Source organism: Klebsiella sp. WP8-S18-ESBL-06, assembly GCF_014169755.1.
In the GTDB taxonomy this organism is placed as follows: domain Bacteria; phylum Pseudomonadota; class Gammaproteobacteria; order Enterobacterales; family Enterobacteriaceae; genus Kluyvera; species Kluyvera ascorbata_B.
In genome coordinates, this window is record NZ_AP022256.1 from 1,084,474 (window position 1) to 1,099,844 (window position 15,371).

Sequence of the window (15,371 nt, forward strand, 5' to 3'; positions counted from 1 at the left end):
TCGCGCAAAATGCGCGTTGATACAAGGCTTGTGCTCATCGTCGGAATTATCCGGAACTGCATACGCAGCCGCGTCAGTGTCTTATGCTGTTTAGTGTTGGGGAAAAATTAATCCCTGTTGTTAATCTAATATTGAATAGCATAAGTCGCTGTAAGGAGAAAAAATGAAAAAGACTGCCGCCATTATCTCTGCCTGTATGCTGACTTTCGCGCTGAGCGCCTGCGCTGGGCCGAACTACGTGATACACACTAATGATGGTCGAAGCATCGTGTCTGAAGGGAAACCGCAGACGGATAATGATACCGGTTTGATTTCGTATAAAGATGCGAACGGTGTGAAACAGCAGATTAATCACAGCGAAGTGAAAGAGATGGTCGCACTGGAGAAATAAGGGGCGATCGTCCGGGCAAAAAAAAGCACCGCAATCAGGCGGTGCTACATTAATCACTATGGACAGACAGGGTAAATGTACAGGAAGTGAAAAAGGGTAGCTTTGCTACCGTGATCTGAATTGCAGACCAATTGCAAACACAACAACACAACATCACAACCGTAAGCCAAAAGCCCTTCAGAACACGCATTCCGAAAAAAGCTTCTCGTTCCGGCTCAGGAAGTGCCGCCATGATAGGTATTTGCTGGTAGAAGCTCAACGGACAAATTATAATGGCTCAGATAAAAAAAACTAATAGGTTAACTGTTGTTTCCTATTTGTTAAATTCAATTAACAATTGGGTTCTGGGACCATGTCAAAGCGTTTGCCACCTCTTAATGCATTACGTGTATTTGATGCAGCCGCGCGTCATTTAAGCTTCACCCGCGCGGCCGATGAGCTTTTTGTGACGCAGGCCGCAGTAAGCCACCAAATCAAGTCTCTCGAGGATTTTCTGGGGCTGAAACTGTTTCGCCGCCGCAATCGCTCACTGCTGTTGACCGAAGAGGGACAGAGCTATTTTCAGGATATCAAAGAGATCTTTTCGCAATTAACAGAGGCAACGCGTAAACTACAGGCACGAAGCGCTAAAGGGGCGTTAACCGTGAGTTTATTGCCCAGTTTCGCCATTCAATGGCTGGTGCCGCGCCTCTCAAGCTTTAACTCAGCTTATCCGGGAATCGACGTCAGAATCCAGGCGGTAGACCGTCAGGAAGACAAGCTGGCGGACGATGTCGACGTGGCAATTTTTTACGGTCGCGGCAACTGGCCGGGGCTGCGGGTAGAAAAACTGTACGCTGAGTATCTGCTCCCGGTTTGTTCCCCTTTGCTGCTCACCGGCGAAAAGGCGTTAAAAACGCCTGCCGACCTGGCCAAGCACACGCTGCTGCACGACGCCTCCCGCCGCGACTGGCAAACGTATACGCGCCAGCTGGGGCTCACCCATATTAACGTACAACAGGGACCGATCTTCAGCCACAGCGCCATGGTGCTTCAGGCTGCTATCCACGGACAGGGGATTGCGCTGGCCAATAACGTCATGGCGCAGTCAGAGATAGAGGCAGGCCGTCTGGTGTGCCCGTTTAATGATGTTCTGGTCAGTAAGAACGCTTTTTATCTGGTTTGTCATGACAGTCAGGCAGAACTGGGTAAAATAGCGGCCTTTCGTCAGTGGATTCTGGCGAAAGCGGCCCATGAGCAAGAAACTTTTCGTTTCCGTTACGAACAATAAATGAATTTAGGGTAAGACCATCATGACCAGCCGTTTTATGCTGATTTTTGCCGCCATCAGCGGCTTCATCTTTGTGGCACTGGGCGCGTTTGGCGCACATGTGCTGAGTAAATCACTCGGCGTTGTTGAAATGGGGTGGATCCAGACCGGTCTGGAATACCAGGCGTTTCACACGCTGGCCATCTTTGGCCTGGCGGTTGCCATGCAGCGTCGGATCAGTATCTGGTTCTACTGGAGCAGCGTGTTCCTGGCGCTGGGAACCGTGCTGTTCAGCGGCAGCCTGTACTGCCTTGCGCTCTCGCATTTACGCCTGTGGGCGTTTGTTACCCCGGTCGGCGGCGTCAGTTTCCTTGCCGGCTGGGTTTTGATGTTAATTGGTGCTATTCGACTTAAGCGTAAGGGTGTTGTTCATGAATAAGGTTGTGCTGTATTGCCGCCCTGGGTTTGAGAAAGAGTGTGCTGCGGAAATTACCGATAAAGCCGGTCGCCGCGAGGTATATGGCTTTGCGCGCGTCAAAGATAACTCCGGCTATGTGATTTTCGAATGTTATCAGGAAGGGGACGCCGACAAGCTGGCGCGAGAGCTGCCGTTTAGCTCGCTGGTGTTTGCCCGCCAGATGATTGTGGTTGGCGAACTGCTGAAAGATTTACCTGCCGAAGACCGCGTAACGCCGGTTGTCGGCATGCTGCAAGGCGTGGTGGAGAAAGGTGGCGATCTGCGCGTGGAAGTGGCAGACACCAACGAAAGCAAAGAGCTGATGAAGTTCTGCCGTAAATTCACCGTGCCGCTGCGTGCTGCGCTACGCGAAGCTAACGTGCTGGCGCCGTACGAAACCACTAAGCGTCCGGTGGTGCACGTGTTCTTTATCGCGCCGGGCTGCTGCTATACCGGGTACTCCTATAGCAACAATAACTCGCCGTTCTACATGGGTATTCCACGCCTGAAGTTCCCGGCCGATGCGCCAAGCCGCTCAACCCTGAAGCTGGAAGAGGCGTTCCACGTCTTTATCCCGGCCGATGAGTGGGATGAACGTCTGGCAAACGGCATGTACGCGGTCGATCTGGGTGCCTGCCCTGGCGGTTGGACCTATCAACTGGTGAAGCGCAACATGTGGGTCTCCTCCGTGGATAACGGCCCGATGGCGCAAAGCCTGATGGACACCGGCCAGGTGACCTGGCTGCGTGAAGATGGCTTCCGCTACCGCCCGACGCGCAACAACATCTCGTGGATGGTGTGCGACATGGTAGAGAAGCCGGCGAAAGTCGCCGCGCTGATGGCTGAATGGCTGGCCAACGGCTGGTGCCGCGAGACCATCTTCAACCTGAAGCTGCCGATGAAAAAGCGCTATGAGGAGCTGTCGCAGAACCTGGCGCACATCCAGGCCAAACTGGACGAACACGGCATTAATGCGCAGATTCAGGCGCGACAGCTGTACCATGACCGTGAAGAAGTGACCGTCCACGTGCGCCGCCTGTGGGCTGCGGTTGGCGGGCGTCGCGACGAACGTTAATAAGGTAGGCCGGATAAGGCGAAGCCGCCATCCGGCAATAACAAGCGCAGCGATACCGTGAAGTTATGGCGAATTGCCTGATGGCGCTGCGCTTATCAGGCCTACTTCGTCAGACACAATATGCGTCACGTCATCCAGATGCCCAATCCGCGCTTCCCCCGAGCGATTAAATTTACTCTTATCAATCAACAGTAAAGACTGTGACGCGCGCTTGAGCAGCGTGGACTTAAAGTCGGCGTTGATGGCGTTGGAATCCCACAGCGCGCCGTGGCCGTCTATCCCTTCGCAGGAAAAGATAAACAGGTCGATTTCCAATGGCTTTAATTGTGAAATAAGCGAAGGGTTAACGTAGCAGCCGTACTTACGCTCAAGCTTACCGCCGGAGCTAATAAGCTGAATCTGTTCGCGCTTGCCCAGCTCCAGACAAATCGGCTGGCTGTTGGTAAAGACCTGAATATCAATATCGGGAAGCTGCCGCGCCAGATACCAACAGGTGGAGCTGGCGTCCAGTGCGATCACCATGCCTGCCTCGATCCAGCTGAGTGCCTCTCTGGCAATATCGGCTTTGTGCGCGAAGTGGCTCTTCAGGCGCATATGGAAAGGATCGCCGCTGTCCTGGTTTTCCCGGTGGAGGTATTTGGCGCGACCGTGATTGCGCAGCACTTTGCCCTGCGCCTGGAGCTCGCTGAGATCGCGGCGAATAGTCTCTTTGCTGACGTTAAGCTGAGCGGATAACGCTTCCGTCGTCAGGCTTTGATGCTGAATTAACAGATCTACTATCGCTTGCTGGCGTGCCGCTTTCATCTTTTCTCACCCCATCATTCGATACGCGCCCGCATTGGGCGGGCGCACCGGCAAGAGATTACGGCGTTACTCCTTTTTTTAAAAGAATATTCCCGTACTTAGCGCGCTCACCTGTGATAACGATCGCAAAGGCTTTTTGCGCACGTTCATAAAACGCATAGCGGTCAATACGGCTGATCTCCGGGCAAGGGGACGGGCAGGATAGCGCCTCGCGATAGCGAGTCTCGACGGCGGGATCGAGCGCATCCCCCTCGACCGCTGCCATCATCACCAGCGGCGGCGCGTAACTGTCGAGTTCGAACAGCGGAATAATAGCCTGCAGCAGGTCGCTGACCTTCAGCCCATCGGCACGAATAACCTGTGGCCCCATGCTGTGGGCGGGGAAATGGGCATCAGAAAAAATAATTTCATCGCCGTGGCCCATTTCAGCCAGCACTTTCAGCAGTTCGGGCGAGATTAAAGGGGAAATCGTTTTTAGCATCTCACACTCCGTCAATAAGTTCGGGTTCAGTTTGCGGATAGAAGTAGCGGTATTGATAGTGCACCTGCGCTCGTGCCTGCTCGGGGCTGGTAAATTCGCCGACGCCGAACCAGCCGAACATTGCAGCGCCCGCCACCGTGGTTTCTGCGTCGTCGAGCACCTTGATAGGGATGTCGAGCATATTGGCTTTGATCTGGTTCCATAGCGCATTGCGGCTGCCACCGCCGACCAGCAGCAGTTCAGTGGCGTTGAAATGACCAATTTTTTCCAGCGTCCGAAGGTTCAGGGCCAGCTGTTCGGTTAGCCCCTCAAGTGCTGCGCGGTAAAAATGGCCGCGCGTGGTGTTGAGGGTGACACCCTGCCAGCCTGCGTTCTGGCAGGCGAGGAGGTCGCAGTGCATTTTTACCCCTTCTGCTCCCGCGGGAACGAGGCGAGCGGCCTCAATCAGCGTTTGCCACGGCGTCTCTTCCGTCCACAGCAGTTTGCGTACCCACTCCAGTACGCCCGACGCCAGCCACTGCATCCCGGGGTTATACAGCCCTGGCAGGCTATCGAGCTCGCAGGTTGAGCCGGCGTAGTGGCTCAGCAGCGGCGTATCAACCCTGGCGCTACGCACCATCAGGATCTCCCACGTACCGGACGAGAGGACCGGTTCATCCTGGCCGGCACCTGCACCAAAGAGGGCAAACTGGGTGTCGTGGCCGGCAGAGATAACCGGAATACCGGCGGGAAGACCGAGCAAGTTTGCGGCATCGGATTGCAGCGTGCCAATGTACTCTCCCGCTTCAACCAGCCGTGGGAACAGACGACGCGGCAGGCCGGTGGCCTGGATAATGTCTGCACTGAAATCTCGCTGGTGGATATCCAGCATCTGGCTGGTACCCGCCATGGTGATATCGGTGGTGAACTCGCCCGTCAGGCGATGATTTATCAACGATGAAATAAACAGCCAGGCGTGCGCCTGTTCAAGAAGCTGCGGATGATTCTCTTTTATCCACACCATTTTATAGAGCGTGTTGAACGCAAACGCGCCGACGCCTGAGATGGCCTGAAGCCGCTGCTCGGGTATTAAACGGCTGATATTTTCCATGACGGCTGCGGTTCGTGGGCATTTCCAACTGATAACCGGGTAGAGCAGCTTACCGTGTTCATCAACCAGCGCACCGTCCACGCCGAAGGTCGTCACCGTCACTCCCCGAATCTGGCAGGATGAGAGCTCAGCCGTCAGCTTTCGGCTGCAGTCCGCAAAGCGTTGCAAAATAGCCTCAAGCGACCACTGGTGCCAGGCGCTATTCTCGACGGCGATCTCGCTGGCGTTTGCGGTGGCGGCACGGGCGACAATTTTCCCCTGCCGGTTGACGGCAATCACCCGGACGTTGGTAGCACCGCAGTCGAGGACCAGGATAACGTCTTGTTTCATATATAACTCCATAAACGTCGCCGGATGGCGCTGCGCTTATCCGGCCTACGGCTCACACACCCGCAGGCCCGGTAAGCTTGCGCCACCGGGCAAAGCCGCATTAACGTTTATACAGCGGGCCGTAGTTCTGGCAGGCACGATAATCCTGGCCTTCGCTGTCCATGCCGTGCGCGGCCCAGGAGGAAGGGCGATAGATAGCCGACTCTTCCACGTTATGCATACAGACCGGAATACGCAGCATGGATGCAAGGGTAATAAAGTCGGCACCGACGTGACCGATGGTGAGTACGCCGTGGTTTGCGCCCCAGTTAGCCATCACGGAATAGACATCGGTAAATGGCCCCTTGCCGGTTAACCGTGGGGCAAACCAGGTGGTTGGCCAGGTGGAGTTGGTGCGTGCATCAAGCTGGTCGTGCATCTCTTTTGGCAGCTCGACGCTCCAGCCTTCGGCGATTTGCAGTACCGGGCCAAGGCCTTTAATGATATTCACGCGGGTCATGGTAAACGGTACGCCGCCTTCGGTCAGGAAACGGGAAGAGAATCCGCCGCCACGGAAATATTCGTGGATCGCCGGGCACCACTCGGTGGCGGCCAGGCAAGCATCGGCCTCCTGTTGGCTGATTTCCCAGTGTGGCTTCATCGTCGGTTTTCCGTCGCTGCCGCGCTGTTTACACGAACCGTCCAGCGCCGCAGAGCCGGAGTTAATCAGGTGGATGATACCGTGTTCGGCCAGCCCGCTAAGCGCTTGCCCGGTCACGCGTTCTACGGCCTCAGGGGACCAGTAGGTACGGACGTCGGCGAACACCTGAGCGGTGCCGGTTAGCTGATGCCCCATCAGCATCGCAACGCCGTTCAGGCTGTCGTTTTCGGTGGCGACAACAAAGGGTTCACGCACCCCGTTCCAGTCAAAGGAACTGTTGAGCAGCGCTTCGGCGGTATCGCCGTTCGGGTATTGATCGGTCCAGTGGCGCTGCCCCTGGAAGCCCGCCGCAATGGCGTTATAGCCGAGCGACTCCTCAACCAGCCCTTTTTCAGCCAGCTTTTCATTACCCTGCATCATGTCGCGGATGCACATGGCCATCAGCAGACTTTCTTTAAGCACCGCGCGGCTTTGCTCTTCGTTGCGCTTGTACTGTTGGGCGTTCTGATCTTCGCCATAGCGGAAGTTTTTATCCGCCCAGGCCAGCGCCATTTCCAGCTCGGTTTCATCATAAATTTTCTGATCAATGCGACGACGCAGTTCGGTCATGTCGACCGCCTGGACTTTCATCCCCAGCCAGGACTCGAAGAAGTTATGGTCGACGATGGAACCCGCAATCCCCATCGATACGCCACCGACGGAGAGGTAGCTTTTGCCTTTCAGGGTGGCCACCGCTAAGCCCGCGCGGGTAAAGCGCAGCAGCTTTTCTTCGACATCCGCAGGAATGGACGTATCGTCGGCGTCCTGCACGTCGTGGCCGTAAATGGAGAAGGCGGGAATGCCTTTCTGGCTGTGTGCGGCCAGCGCCGCGGCGAGATAAACGGCCCCCGGGCGTTCGGTGCCGTTAAAGCCCCAGATGGCCTTCGGACGCATCGGGTCCATATCGATGGTTTCACTGCCGTAGCACCAGCACGGCGTGACGGTAATGGTGACGCCCACGTTCTGGCTGCTGAATTTTTCTTCGCAGGCGGCTGATTCAGCCATTCCGGCAATACAGCTGTCGGCAATCACGCATTCAATTTGCGCGCCGCAGGCGTGGCGGAGTTTTTCCGTCAGCAGCGCGGCGGTGGCGCGGGCCATATTCATGGTTTGTTCTTCCAGCGACTCGCGCACTCCCATGCGACGACCATCAATCACTGGGCGGATACCAATTTTCGGTAAGCTGATTTTTTTCATGACAGATTCCTCACGTTATTCGGAAAGATGCTCAGCGCGTTGCCATTTGTGAACGGAAACGAGCGAAGATAAAGATGACGGCAAAGCACACCGCTGGAACCAGCTCTGCTGTCGGAATATTGCCTGCGGCATCGCTGACGAAGCCCATGACCGGGGTGACGATACCGCCGCCAATAATGGTCATGACGATGAATGACGAGCCGTATTTTGTGTCCTGGCCCAGATTCTTGATCCCGAGAGAGAAGATGGTTGGGTACTGAATGGACATGAATGCGCTACACAGCGTCAGCGCCAGCAGGCCAATATGACCGCCGCTGAATGCGGATATCAGGCACAGCACCATCGCCAGCAGAGCATAGGCTGCCAGGACTTTGTGCGGCGCGATGCGGCTGATAAGCCAGGTGCCGGTAAAGCGGCCGATAAAGAAGCACACCATGGTGCCGGTCAGGTAGTTGGCGGCGAAACCGGGCGTCATACCGGGGATTTCTTCAATAGCGTAACGAATCAAATAGCTCCAGCAGGCGGTTTGCGCCCCGACGTAGCAGAACTGCGCCAACACCGCCCAGCGCCAGTGGCGAATGCGTACCAGACGGGAAAGGGAGGCCGAGAATGAACTCTGCGTGGTATCGGTATGATCGTCACTCTGCAGGGCCGGAAATTTTGTCAACATGATCAGCAGGGCGACCAGTAACACAATGGCCACGATGATCATGTAAGGCGTTTGTACGGATAACACCAGGCTGTGTTTGTAGGTGCTCAACTGCTCGGGCGACATTTTATCGAGCACATCTTGAGATTGATGTGGCACGTTAGACAAAATAAGACTTTGCCCAAACACAACGGCAATAATGGCACCGAAAGAGTTAAATGTTTGCGCCAGGTTAAGGCGAAAATGACCGCCGCTTTCCGGGCCTAATACCGTAACAAATGGATTGGCCGCAGTTTCAAGACAACCTAATCCAGCGGCAATAATAAACAGACCGATCAGGAATAAGGTATAGTTCATGATTTCAGCAGCAGGCCAGAATAAAGCGGCACCGAAAGCATATAAGAACAATCCGGTAATAATACCTGCTTTATAACTCAGTTTTTTCATCAGTATCCCTGCCGGGATTGGAATGACGAAATAGCCAAAATAGAACGCGGATTGGATTAGCCCCGCTTGAAAATTGGTTAGGGTAAAGGCTTGCTGAAACTGGGGTAATAAAATGTCATTCAGATTGTTAGCGACAGCCCAAAGAAAAAAGAGTGAGCAAAGCAGAGCGAATGGAATAATGTAGCGCTGAGTTTGTCCGGCATCAGCCGCACGAAAACTCTGCGTTTGTATTGTTGTGTTTCCCATAACATCCTCATTGGTTCAGAAGCGTCAGAGTGTGGTCGTTCTTGCTTATCAGACCGTAAAAACTGAAGAGTTCTTTTTGCTCGCCGGTATAAAACGGTTGCCAGGAGTGAACTCATGAATTCATTTTCGAGTAAAAAAGGTTGTTTAATATGATGATGGTCACATTTAATGATAATGCACTGTCTTTATGTGATAGTTGTCACTTTAATTTGTTAAAAGTAATGCCCGTTTGAGAAAATAAATCTTAAAAACCACAGGGCGGATTACCGATTTATTTTATTACGCAAAAAACGGGCATTTATTGCCTTCGGGAAAAATAAAATGCCCGTTTTGATAAATATTATTAATTGCGGTCATTTCACATGGCTGATGTTGTATCAATAATGGCTGGTTTTAACGGTGTTAATTGATGGGGGTCACAAAATAAAGCCATGAAAATTCCATTGGTGCTTTTCAATATGATGATGGTGAACAAATTCACGGTTAGTGCAACAGAATAAATATGATTGTTCTGTTGGTGGTTTGAATCATCAAGAGAGGTAATAAATGGAACGAAATAAACTGGCACGGCAGATTATTGATACCTGCCTGGAAATGACTCGCCTGGGGTTGAATCAGGGTACGGCTGGCAACGTTAGCGTCCGCTATCAGGGCGGTATGCTGATTACGCCAACGGGAATTCCCTATGAAAAATTGACCGAGTCGCACATTGTTTACATTGATGCCAACGGTCAGCATGAACAGGGAAAACTGCCCTCCAGCGAATGGCGTTTTCATATGGCCGCCTATCAGACGCGCCCGGATGCCCATGCGGTGGTCCATAACCATGCGGTGCACTGTACCGCCGTTTCTATCCTCAACCGTCCTATCCCGGCCATCCATTACATGATTGCGGCTGCCGGGGGGAATTCTATTCCCTGTGCGCCGTATGCCACGTTTGGCACGCGTGAACTGTCCGAGTATGTGGCCGTTGCGCTTAAAAATCGCAAAGCGACGCTATTGCAGCATCATGGCCTGATCGCCTGCGAAGAGAATCTGGAAAAAGCGCTGTGGCTGGCCCATGAGGTTGAGGTTCTGGCTCAGCTGTACCTCAGCACGCTGGCTATTACCGATCCGGTGCCGGTGCTGGATGATGAAGCCATCGCCATTGTGCTGGAAAAATTCAAAACCTATGGCTTGCGTATTGAAGAGTGATCGTGGCGCGCGAACAGGAGAAGGGCAATGGCAAACAGAATGATTTTGAACGAAACGGCCTGGTTTGGTCGTGGCGCGGTAGCGGCGTTAACCGATGAGGTGGCGCGTCGCGGCTATCATAAGGCATTGATTGTCACTGACAAAACGCTGGTGGAATGCGGCGTGGTGGCAAATGTGACGGGCAAAATGACGGCAGCGGGGCTGGCGTGGGAAATATACGATGGCGTGATCCCTAACCCGACGATCCGCGTCGTAAAGGAGGGGCTGAAGGCCTTTGAACAGAGTGGGGCTGATTATCTGGTTGCGATTGGCGGGGGCTCACCTCAGGACACCTGTAAAGCCATCGGTATCATCAGCAATAACCCGGAGTTTGCGGATGTTCGCAGCCTTGAAGGATTGTCACCAACGCGTCAGCCCAGCGTTCCGGTGATGGCCATTCCAACGACGGCAGGCACGGCGGCGGAAGTGACCATTAACTACGTCATCACCGATGAGGAGAAACGGCGGAAATTTGTCTGTGTCGATCCGCACGATATTCCGCAGGTTGCGTTTATTGATGCCGATATGATGGACGGCATGCCGCCAGCGCTGAAGGCAGCAACCGGCGTTGATGCGTTGACGCATGCCATTGAGGGGTATATCACCCGCGGCGCGTGGGCGTTAACCGATGCACTGCATATTAAAGCCATCGAGATGATTGCGGGCGCGCTGCGGGGCTCTGTTGCCGGTGAACGCAGCGCCGGGGAAACGATGGCGCTGGGGCAGTACGTAGCCGGAATGGGGTTTTCCAACGTGGGGCTGGGGCTGGTTCACGGGATGGCTCATCCGCTGGGGGCTTTCTACAACACGCCGCACGGTGTGGCCAATGCTATTTTGCTCCCCCATGTCATGCGCTATAACGCCGAGCATACCGGCGAGAAGTTTCGTGATATTGCGCGAGCGATGGGGGAGAAGGTTGAATCGCTGAACCTGGCGCAGGCGCGTAATGCTGCCGTTGATGCGGTATTTGCGCTTAACCGCGATGTTGGGATCCCGCTGTATTTACGCGATGTTGGCGTGCGTAAAGAGGATATTCCGGCGCTGGCGCAAGCCGCCTTTGACGATGTCTGTACGGGAGGGAACCCCCGCGAGGCGAGTATTGCGGATATCGTCGAGTTGTATCAGGCGGCATGGTGATTTTGCCGGATGATGCTGCGCTTATCCGGCCTACATGCTACACCATCCTGTAGGCCGGATAAGGCGTTCACGCCGTCATCCGGCAACGCCACTAACGCGCCAGCCGCAGCTGCTGCAAATTGCCATCAATGTGCAAATCCGTGTGTAGCCGCGCGATATCGCGGCATAAAAACGCCATTTCCTGGTGCTCTACCAACTTCTTACGCCACTTCTCTGGCACTTCATCGAGATGCGCATACAGCGCCTCCAGGGTAGGGAACTGCGTCAACAGCTGCGTGGCGCTCTTCGGACCAATACCGGCGACGCCCGGGACTTTCGAACTGCTAATACCGGCTAATCCCCAATAGTCCGGTAGCTGCTGCGGCTGGACGCCAAACTCCTTTTCGATAAACGGGACATCCAGCCAGCGCTTCTGGAAATAATCGCGGATGCGCAGCGTCGGGGAGAGCAGCTGACAGTAGCCTTTATCGGTCGACACGATAGTGGCCTGATGCCCTGAACCGGCGACCTTAACGGCCAGCGTTGCCGCTAAATCGTCGGCTTCGTTGCCGCTCGACTCCCAGCAGCGCACGCCGCGCAGCTCAAAGGCGGCACGCAGGGCGGGCATCTCGGCGTGGAGATCTTCCGGCATTGGCGGGCGCCCGGCTTTGTAATCCGGCAGGCGCTGGTGCCGCCAGCCGCTGCTGCGGGCCTCATCGTCAAATACCGCCACCGCATGAGTGGGCTGGCTGTGCGCAATCAGCTGGTCCAGCGCGTGCTGACAGGTCGTGACGCAGGGCGAACCCTGAACGGCATGAATACGGCGAATTAAGTTGAGTGCGTCAACGATAAGCAAATGGACGGCCACGGGCGTTCTCCCTAACAGACAGGGCGCTAAGGGTAACATTCAAGGGCAGGAGAGGCTATTGGTGGGGGGTAAAACGGGAAGAGGCCTCGCAAAACGAGGCCTCTGGGGAGTGCGTTAGTCGCAGGCAACCACTTTCATCGCCAGGCCGCCGCGTGAGGTTTCGCGGTATTTGGCGTTCATGTCTTTGCCGGTTTCGTACATGGTCTCGATCACTTTATCGAGACACACGCGCGGTACGCTGGTACGGCGTAGAGCCATACGCGCGGCGTTGACCGCCTTCACTGAGGCAATGGCGTTACGCTCAATACACGGCACCTGAACCTGTCCGGCGACCGGATCGCAGGTCAGACCGAGGTTGTGTTCCATACCGATTTCCGCCGCGATGCAGACCTGCGCCGGGCTGCCGCCCAGCAGTTCAGCCAGACCGGCCGCTGCCATGGAGCAGGCGACGCCCACTTCACCCTGGCAACCCACTTCGGCGCCGGAGATAGAGGCATTCATCTTGTAGAGCGAGCCAATGGCGCTGGCAACCAGCATATAGCGGGCCAGCGAGTTGGCGTTCACTTCGCGGATAAACTTGTCATAGTAGGCCAGCACCGCCGGAACGATACCGCAGGCGCCGTTGGTAGGTGCGGTGACAACGCGGCCACCGGCGGCGTTTTCTTCGTTTACCGCCAGTGCGAACATGTTAATCCAGTCAACCACCGCCATCGGGTCGCTGCTGATTTTGTCCTGGCTGACCAGCATTCGGCGCAGCGCGGCGGCACGGCGCGGTACGCGCAGTTTGCCCGGCAGTACGCCTTCGGTGGTGGTGCCGTGCTCGATGCCGCCCTTCATCACTGCCCAGACGTCGGCGAAGTGCTTTTCCAGCTCTTCTTTGCTGTGCAGCGCGAGTTCGTTCTGCATCATCAGGCCGGACAGCGACAGGCCGGTTTCGCTGCAGTGACGCTGCAGGTCGGCGGCGCTGCTGTACGGGTATGGCACCGCGACCGGCGCTTCGGACTGCTGGCCAAAGTGTTCTTCGTCGACGATAAAACCGCCGCCGATGGAGTAGTAGGTTTTGCTGTACACGGCTTTGTCGCCCGCCAGTGCGGTAATGCGCATGCCGTTTTCGTGCAGAGAGAGATTGTCCGCATGGAAGTTCATGCACTGGTCAACCGGGAACTCCACTTCGTGTTGGCCGTTAGCCAGCATCAGTCGGCCGTGAGTATTCACGTCCTGAATAAACGCCGGAATGGCGTCGATATCAACCGTATCCGGCAGATTTCCTGCCAGACCCATAATAATGGCGATATCCGTATGGTGACCTTTACCGGTCAGAGAAAGTGAACCGTAAACATCGACGACCACGCGAGTGATATCAGTCAGGATCCCACGCGCAATCAAGTCGTCCGTGAATTGTTTGCCTGCTTTCATTGGCCCGACGGTGTGCGAGCTGGAAGGACCAATGCCGATTTTGAAAATATCGAATACGCTAATCATGAGGCGTCCATTGTGTATCGAGGTGCGCCGCCCCGAGAGGCGGCGCAGGGGGATTAACTAAACAGAGAGTAGGAAATGGCGGAGATAGCAATCAGACCCATCAGGACAACGAAGACGTTGCTGATGTGACCGCTATATTTACGCATTGCCGGTACTTTCTGAATCGCATACATCGGCATCAGGAACAGAATCATCGCGATGATTGGGCCGCCCAGGGTTTCAATCATACCCAGGATGCTCGGGTTCAGGGTTGCCACGATCCAGGTGGTAACCAGCATGAACAGCGCAGTGATTTTGTTCAGTTTGTTGATTTCGATGGATTTGCCTTTGCTACGCAGAGACTTGATAACCATCCCGTTGAAACCTTCACGTGCGCCCAGATAGTGGCCCAGGAAAGATTTGGTGATAGCGATAATCGCGATAATCGGCGCCATCCAGGCAATGACCGGCGCGTTAAAGTGGTTCGCCAGGTAAGACAGAATGGAGATGTTCTGCTCTTTTGCCGCCGCCAGGTCCGCCGGGGACAGGCTCAGTACGCAGCTGAAGACGAAGAACATTACGGTCAGCACCATCATGATGTGGGCACGTGCCAGGATAGAGGAGCATTTTTTCTCTGCGCCCTGGCCGTACTCTTCACGCTTCGCGACCGCGAAGGAGGAGATGATCGGTGAGTGGTTAAAGGAGAACACCATGACCGGAATTGCCAGCCACAGGGTCATCCACAGGCCGTTACCGGTAGAGGCAGCGCTGCTAAAGGACAGCGTTTCCAGCGCCGCACCGCTCCACTGAGGAATCAGGTACAGAGCCAGCACCATCAGTGCCGCAACGAACGGGAACACCAGGATGCTCATCGCTTTAACGATCATCTGCTCACCGAAGCGAACGATAGTCATCATACCGACGATCAGAATCAGCGACAGGATAGCGCGCGGCGGCGGCGTGATGTGCAGCTGGTGTGCCAGGAAGCTTTCTACGGTGTTGGTAATGGCCACACTGTAAACCAGCAGGATAGGGTAGATGGCGAAGAAGTAGAGCAGGGTAATCAGTTTACCTGCGCCGACACCGAAGTGTTCTTCAACCACTTCCGTAATGTCTTCACCCGGATTTTTACCGGAGAGCACGAAGCGGGTCAGGCCGCGGTGTGCGAAGAAGGTCATTGGGAAGGCGAGGATTGCCATGATGATCAGCGGAATCATACCGCCTACGCCGGCGTTGATTGGCAGGAACAGTACGCCTGCACCGATTGCGGTGCCGTAAAGACCCAGCATCCACATTGTATCTGTTTTGCGCCATCCGCTAGCAGATTCTGCTGTGACGATAGTGCTGGTTTGAGTGTTTTCCATCTGTATCTCCTGGAGGAAGGAAAAATGCTAATTTTTTAGTCAAATAAAGTGAAAAAAAAGATAAAAGTAATATTAAATTTTATAAGTGTCGGTGTTTTTGTGATTTTTACCCAACGCCGTTTTGACGAGCGCAAATGTACATTTAACTGGTGAATGTATCAGTGATCATGATCTCAAATGTAATAATCCACTTTTAGTGCGGGATATGGCAGGTAATTTTCCTGTGATAACTCT

The 15,371-nt window shown here is 54.7% G+C and carries 14 protein-coding genes; 6 read left to right on the forward strand and 8 right to left on the reverse strand.

What is annotated here, in order from left to right:
* Positions 1–163: 163 nt before the first annotated feature.
* The 4 genes from H7R76_RS05230 to rlmM all read left to right on the forward strand — a co-directional run bounded on the left by H7R76_RS05230 (position 164) and on the right by rlmM (position 3,172).
* The gene (locus tag H7R76_RS05230) at positions 164–391 is read left to right on the forward strand and encodes a YgdI/YgdR family lipoprotein (protein WP_106925988.1); all 228 of its coding nucleotides are present in this window, start codon (positions 164–166) and stop codon (positions 389–391) included.
* Between the two features lie 352 nt (positions 392–743).
* Positions 744–1,661, forward strand: coding sequence for a glycine cleavage system transcriptional regulator GcvA (gene gcvA, locus H7R76_RS05235; RefSeq protein WP_106925990.1), 918 nt, complete (start codon positions 744–746; stop codon positions 1,659–1,661).
* Between the two features lie 22 nt (positions 1,662–1,683).
* Complete coding sequence (locus H7R76_RS05240) at positions 1,684–2,079, forward strand: DUF423 domain-containing protein (protein ID WP_049850475.1); 396 nt, start codon at positions 1,684–1,686, stop codon at positions 2,077–2,079.
* Complete coding sequence (gene rlmM, locus H7R76_RS05245; RefSeq protein WP_182967150.1) at positions 2,072–3,172, forward strand: 23S rRNA (cytidine(2498)-2'-O)-methyltransferase RlmM; 1,101 nt, start codon at positions 2,072–2,074, stop codon at positions 3,170–3,172. The genes H7R76_RS05240 and rlmM overlap by 8 nt, the downstream gene beginning before the upstream one ends.
* Before the next feature lie 63 nt (positions 3,173–3,235).
* Here rlmM and fucR read toward each other — a convergent pair whose 3' ends face one another.
* The 5 genes from fucR to fucP all read right to left on the reverse strand — a co-directional run bounded on the left by fucR (position 3,236) and on the right by fucP (position 9,095).
* Complete coding sequence (gene fucR / locus H7R76_RS05250) at positions 3,236–3,976, reverse strand: L-fucose operon activator (protein WP_106925994.1); 741 nt, start codon at positions 3,974–3,976, stop codon at positions 3,236–3,238.
* 58 nt (positions 3,977–4,034) lie between these two features.
* Positions 4,035–4,457 (reverse strand): L-fucose mutarotase, encoded by a 423-nt coding sequence (gene fucU / locus H7R76_RS05255; RefSeq protein ID WP_106925996.1) that lies wholly within the window; start codon positions 4,455–4,457, stop codon positions 4,035–4,037.
* A gap of 1 nt (position 4,458) precedes the next feature.
* Entirely contained in the window at positions 4,459–5,877 is a 1,419-nt protein-coding gene (fucK, locus tag H7R76_RS05260; RefSeq protein ID WP_182967152.1) for an L-fuculokinase, read from the reverse strand.
* A gap of 100 nt (positions 5,878–5,977) precedes the next feature.
* The gene (gene fucI, locus H7R76_RS05265; protein ID WP_182930102.1) at positions 5,978–7,753 is read right to left on the reverse strand and encodes an L-fucose isomerase; all 1,776 of its coding nucleotides are present in this window, start codon (positions 7,751–7,753) and stop codon (positions 5,978–5,980) included.
* Between the two features lie 31 nt (positions 7,754–7,784).
* The gene (fucP, locus tag H7R76_RS05270) at positions 7,785–9,095 is read right to left on the reverse strand and encodes an L-fucose:H+ symporter permease (protein WP_106926002.1); all 1,311 of its coding nucleotides are present in this window, start codon (positions 9,093–9,095) and stop codon (positions 7,785–7,787) included.
* Between the two features lie 546 nt (positions 9,096–9,641).
* Between fucP and fucA the strand changes: the two genes are divergently transcribed.
* On the forward strand, positions 9,642–10,289 hold the full coding sequence (gene fucA, locus H7R76_RS05275; RefSeq protein ID WP_106926004.1) for an L-fuculose-phosphate aldolase: 648 nt from the start codon (positions 9,642–9,644) through the stop codon (positions 10,287–10,289).
* Positions 10,290–10,316: 27 nt separating this feature from the next.
* Entirely contained in the window at positions 10,317–11,465 is a 1,149-nt protein-coding gene (fucO, locus tag H7R76_RS05280; protein ID WP_182967154.1) for a lactaldehyde reductase, read from the forward strand.
* Positions 11,466–11,556: 91 nt separating this feature from the next.
* Here fucO and xni read toward each other — a convergent pair whose 3' ends face one another.
* The 3 genes from xni to H7R76_RS05295 form a co-directional block, all read right to left on the reverse strand.
* On the reverse strand, positions 11,557–12,312 hold the full coding sequence (gene xni / locus H7R76_RS05285; protein ID WP_106926008.1) for a flap endonuclease Xni: 756 nt from the start codon (positions 12,310–12,312) through the stop codon (positions 11,557–11,559).
* Positions 12,313–12,426: 114 nt separating this feature from the next.
* Positions 12,427–13,794, reverse strand: coding sequence for an L-serine ammonia-lyase (locus H7R76_RS05290; RefSeq protein ID WP_182967156.1), 1,368 nt, complete (start codon positions 13,792–13,794; stop codon positions 12,427–12,429).
* A gap of 53 nt (positions 13,795–13,847) precedes the next feature.
* Positions 13,848–15,137, reverse strand: a complete 1,290-nt coding sequence (locus tag H7R76_RS05295) for an HAAAP family serine/threonine permease (protein ID WP_182967158.1) — start codon at positions 15,135–15,137, stop codon at positions 13,848–13,850.
* Positions 15,138–15,371: the final 234 nt, after the last annotated feature.

What these genes read in the sequence shown, in the direction of transcription:
- fucP (WP_106926002.1), bottom strand. Translation starts at nt 9,095, where the DNA reads ATGGGAAACACAACAATACAAACGCAGAGTTTTCGTGCGGCTGATGCC.
- H7R76_RS05295 (WP_182967158.1), bottom strand. Translation starts at nt 15,137, where the DNA reads ATGGAAAACACTCAAACCAGCACTATCGTCACAGCAGAATCTGCTAGC.
- H7R76_RS05240 (WP_049850475.1), top strand. Translation starts at nt 1,684, where the DNA reads ATGACCAGCCGTTTTATGCTGATTTTTGCCGCCATCAGCGGCTTCATC.
- fucR (WP_106925994.1), bottom strand. Translation starts at nt 3,976, where the DNA reads ATGAAAGCGGCACGCCAGCAAGCGATAGTAGATCTGTTAATTCAGCAT.
- fucK (WP_182967152.1), bottom strand. Translation starts at nt 5,877, where the DNA reads ATGAAACAAGACGTTATCCTGGTCCTCGACTGCGGTGCTACCAACGTC.
- rlmM (WP_182967150.1), top strand. Translation starts at nt 2,072, where the DNA reads ATGAATAAGGTTGTGCTGTATTGCCGCCCTGGGTTTGAGAAAGAGTGT.
- fucI (WP_182930102.1), bottom strand. Translation starts at nt 7,753, where the DNA reads ATGAAAAAAATCAGCTTACCGAAAATTGGTATCCGCCCAGTGATTGAT.
- H7R76_RS05290 (WP_182967156.1), bottom strand. Translation starts at nt 13,794, where the DNA reads ATGATTAGCGTATTCGATATTTTCAAAATCGGCATTGGTCCTTCCAGC.
- H7R76_RS05230 (WP_106925988.1), top strand. Translation starts at nt 164, where the DNA reads ATGAAAAAGACTGCCGCCATTATCTCTGCCTGTATGCTGACTTTCGCG.
- fucA (WP_106926004.1), top strand. Translation starts at nt 9,642, where the DNA reads ATGGAACGAAATAAACTGGCACGGCAGATTATTGATACCTGCCTGGAA.
- fucU (WP_106925996.1), bottom strand. Translation starts at nt 4,457, where the DNA reads ATGCTAAAAACGATTTCCCCTTTAATCTCGCCCGAACTGCTGAAAGTG.
- fucO (WP_182967154.1), top strand. Translation starts at nt 10,317, where the DNA reads ATGGCAAACAGAATGATTTTGAACGAAACGGCCTGGTTTGGTCGTGGC.
- gcvA (WP_106925990.1), top strand. Translation starts at nt 744, where the DNA reads ATGTCAAAGCGTTTGCCACCTCTTAATGCATTACGTGTATTTGATGCA.